Raw genomic sequence first — 3,030 nt, 5'->3', positions numbered from 1 at the left:
TATCAAGAAGTCTAAAATCAAAGACGCCTTCTTGCTATATGGCAGTTCTACTATTAAATCCCAGTTGGCTCCCGAACTGAGAAACTGGCGGGGGGTACACGACTGGGACATTAGCCTGAACATGAACCAGGCCCAGACAGAAGCCTTCGCACAGACGCTACTAAAGGACTTGAAGGCCAATGGCGGCGGAACCTATCGGATAAGCCCCAAAACTCCAACGCTTATTGAAAAGAAGGTCGGTGGTTCTTGGGAACATATCGCTGACATACATTCTCAAGAGGCGGTCATAACCAGTGCAGCCGACCTACCAGCATCAAAACTTGACGCAACCGGTGACTATTCTTATGGCCGGATGGTCTCCGAACCAGCCATCACGGTTAAGTATCCCGGTGTTGGTGACCTGCGAATTATGAGGCTGTCGGAGTCAGGTGTCAGAAAAGCTGACACTATTCTAAGGGTGAGGCAAAGTGGTGAAGGCACGGCATTTAATCCCCCGGAACGCGGTATTGCCCAGCCCGGAGTGCCAAAGGATGCTGCCGACTTCTATGTAACCCTAAGAACCTTCAGGGGTGAGCAGGTTGCTGAAGAATGGCTGGAGTCATGGGCGAAGGCAATGGGTTATGACAAAACCCAACTAGCCAGGGTGTTACCAAGGATTCGACAAAGTATGTTGGAAGTGGCTGCTCAAACCCCATCCGACATAATAGGATACCAATTCCGGCCCTCTGTCACCGCCAGGGTAAGCACCGGTGCCGCGCCATCAGTCATTGTCCATATCCCTAGTTCCTTGGGTGCATCTGTATCACCTAGTTTGGGAAGGCGCATCTCTCAACCGATCTACCCCTACCAGGCAGCCAAATCACCAGAAATGCAAGCCGCAATATCGACGGCCATCTCCGCAGCCGTATCGAAGGCACCGGGCAAGTCGCTAGCCAGCGTGAAGGTATCCCCCAGCGTCGCACGTAGTATCGCATCGGTGGCATCACCGAAACCATCACCGAGTCCGGTAATAAGCAAAGTGCCATCGCCAAGTCCCAAGCCGTCGGCGAGTACCGTTCCAAGCCCCTATTCATCTGCCTCTGGCAAACCATCTGGTAAACCGAGTAAGGTACCCAGCCCTATGCTAAGTCCAAAGCCAAGTCCAATCCCGAGTCCAATACCGACTCCCAGCCCTAAGCCATCACCATATCCCGTACCATACCCGAAACCCGGGCCAAAACCAAAGCCGTTTCGTCCGCCACTAACGACATTAAAATCATCACAAACACCGAGGCGCGAAGGCCCAGCCTTGGCCGTCTGGAAGCAGGGACGCTACTGGGTGAGCATCTTCCCGCCATTCAGAACCACTGGCCGGCAGGAAGATGTGGTCTATTCCCTTAAGAGGCCACCTTGGGGCAGCGTGATCGCCAAGGGAAGACACGCACCAAAGAAAACCCTCAAGTCCATGGGAAAGATACCCCAGGTGATAGTGGTCCCCATGGGTGTTGTCACCGCCCGGATAACCAATGGGCGGCATCTCACGTTTTCCCGCAGGACCTGGCACAGGGGGAGGGTGGTAACATGACCTGGAAGGAATACATCGAAGGCAGAAAGTGGTACAGGGGAACGAAGGCAAGCGAAGCCCCCACAAGACGAGCGGGCAAGGTTACATACTGGACGCCAGATAAGAAGCTCGCACGTGGGTATGCCGACCCACGCCGATATGACCACAAACACCCAATGCAACTGATAACTGCCAAAATAACGCCCACCAAACTATTTGTAGGAAATGACCCCGCTATAGTTCGGAAGCTCGGGATTGAAAAGAGGTACGATAGACTTGTTGCCCAGGGGAAGAAATGGGATAAGTCAACAGACAAATGGATTGAAGGTGAAGCACGCAAGGCAGGGTATGATGTTCAAATCATCGACAAGAAACAGTTGGTGGCTTTCAAACCACGGGTCATTAAGATTGTGAGGGTAGATAGAGTTTCACAATGGCATGGGCTCCGTGTTCCACCCGGCACCTACTACACAAGCGGTGGGAGAATATCCCGCAACCCTCGCCGGGGTTGGCGGACGATGAGATTTACATAGCACACTATGGCTCTTCCGTGGAGTCTTTCGGGGTAGTTGCCTTTAACAACCCCCAAAATCGGTAAAAAGTTTTGCACTGTAATGTGGAATGCGTCGGCGTTTTTGTTCGTGGCGGGCAAAAAAGCCCGGGGAGAATCGTCAAAATAGCTACCAAAAGATTCCACAAAAGGGCTATTCTGTTGACACTTTTGACACCCTGTGCTATACTTTCTGGAGGGTAAGTTAGTCAGAGATACCATACGGAAAAGAGAAAAATATGGAAGAGCTAACGCAAGGCATCATAGTCTTAATGAAACAGTGGTGGTTTTGGGTAGGTTCGTTTGTACTTATTACACTTGGGCAATATCTTTTCGGCCAGAGAACCTACAAAGAGCTGGACGGTAAGTTGGTAGTGAGGCACGGCAGATTAGGCAAGTGGCTCAATGTAGTGGAACACATGGAAGATGACCACGACGCAACGTAATTCCACAGTATAACTCATTTGTGGAAAGGAAATGATACTATGACAAGATTGGCCAATTATAGCACAACTGTACCCGCATCAAGGTCAATCAATGAGATTCAAAACATACTCGTGGCTCATGGTGCGCAGCATATTCTTCTCGATTATAACGATGGTGAACCTGTGGGGTTGGCATTTATTGTCAATACACCTTATGGAGATACACCCTTTAAATTGCCAGCGAATATCGGGAAGGTTAGCACTGTCCTCAACAAGCAACGGAGAAGGACTCAAGTATCAAATGAAGTAGCTGCTCGTGTGGCTTGGCGGATACTCAAAGATTGGGTTCGGTCCCAAATGGCAATACTGGAGACTGAAATGGTGACGATAGACCAGGTATTCTTGCCCTATATGCAGGTCGGGGCCAGTGGCAAGATACTGTACGAGGTTATGTTAGACCATCACCTGCAACTACCAAAGGGAGCAGATTGACATTCCACAGAAAGGCTGAA

Annotated in this window: 3 protein-coding genes and 1 pseudogene; all 4 read left to right on the top strand. The window is 50.6% G+C overall.

Annotated elements, in window-relative coordinates; translation table 11 throughout:
- A pseudogene (locus HWQ67_RS15390) lies at window positions 1-1,564 on the top strand (hypothetical protein); the annotation flags it as partial.
- Entirely contained in the window at window positions 1,561-2,076 is a 516-nt protein-coding gene (locus tag HWQ67_RS15385; protein ID WP_218253570.1) for a hypothetical protein, read from the top strand. The pseudogene HWQ67_RS15390 and the gene HWQ67_RS15385, both read left to right, overlap by 4 nt.
- 256 nt (window positions 2,077-2,332) lie before the next feature.
- Window positions 2,333-2,539 (top strand): hypothetical protein, encoded by a 207-nt coding sequence (locus tag HWQ67_RS15380; protein ID WP_218253569.1) that lies wholly within the window; start codon window positions 2,333-2,335, stop codon window positions 2,537-2,539.
- Window positions 2,540-2,578: 39 nt separating this feature from the next.
- Window positions 2,579-3,010: a hypothetical protein gene (locus tag HWQ67_RS15375; RefSeq protein ID WP_218253568.1), complete on the top strand. Its 432-nt coding sequence runs from the start codon at window positions 2,579-2,581 to the stop codon at window positions 3,008-3,010.
- Window positions 3,011-3,030 lie beyond the last annotated feature (20 nt).

Origin of the sequence: Candidatus Magnetobacterium casense (assembly GCF_019173545.1) — a bacterium.
Taxonomy (GTDB): Bacteria; Nitrospirota; Thermodesulfovibrionia; order Thermodesulfovibrionales; family Magnetobacteriaceae; genus Magnetobacterium; species Magnetobacterium cryptolimnobacter.
The sequence above is the reverse complement of the archived record's forward strand: the minus strand, read 5'-3'. Positions and strand labels throughout refer to the sequence as shown.

Bases quoted from the DNA above. Each gene is read 5' to 3' on its own strand.
- HWQ67_RS15380 (WP_218253569.1), top strand. From the start codon at position 2,333: ATGGAAGAGCTAACGCAAGGCATCATAGTCTTAATGAAACAGTGGTGG.
- HWQ67_RS15375 (WP_218253568.1), top strand. From the start codon at position 2,579: ATGACAAGATTGGCCAATTATAGCACAACTGTACCCGCATCAAGGTCA.
- HWQ67_RS15385 (WP_218253570.1), top strand. From the start codon at position 1,561: ATGACCTGGAAGGAATACATCGAAGGCAGAAAGTGGTACAGGGGAACG.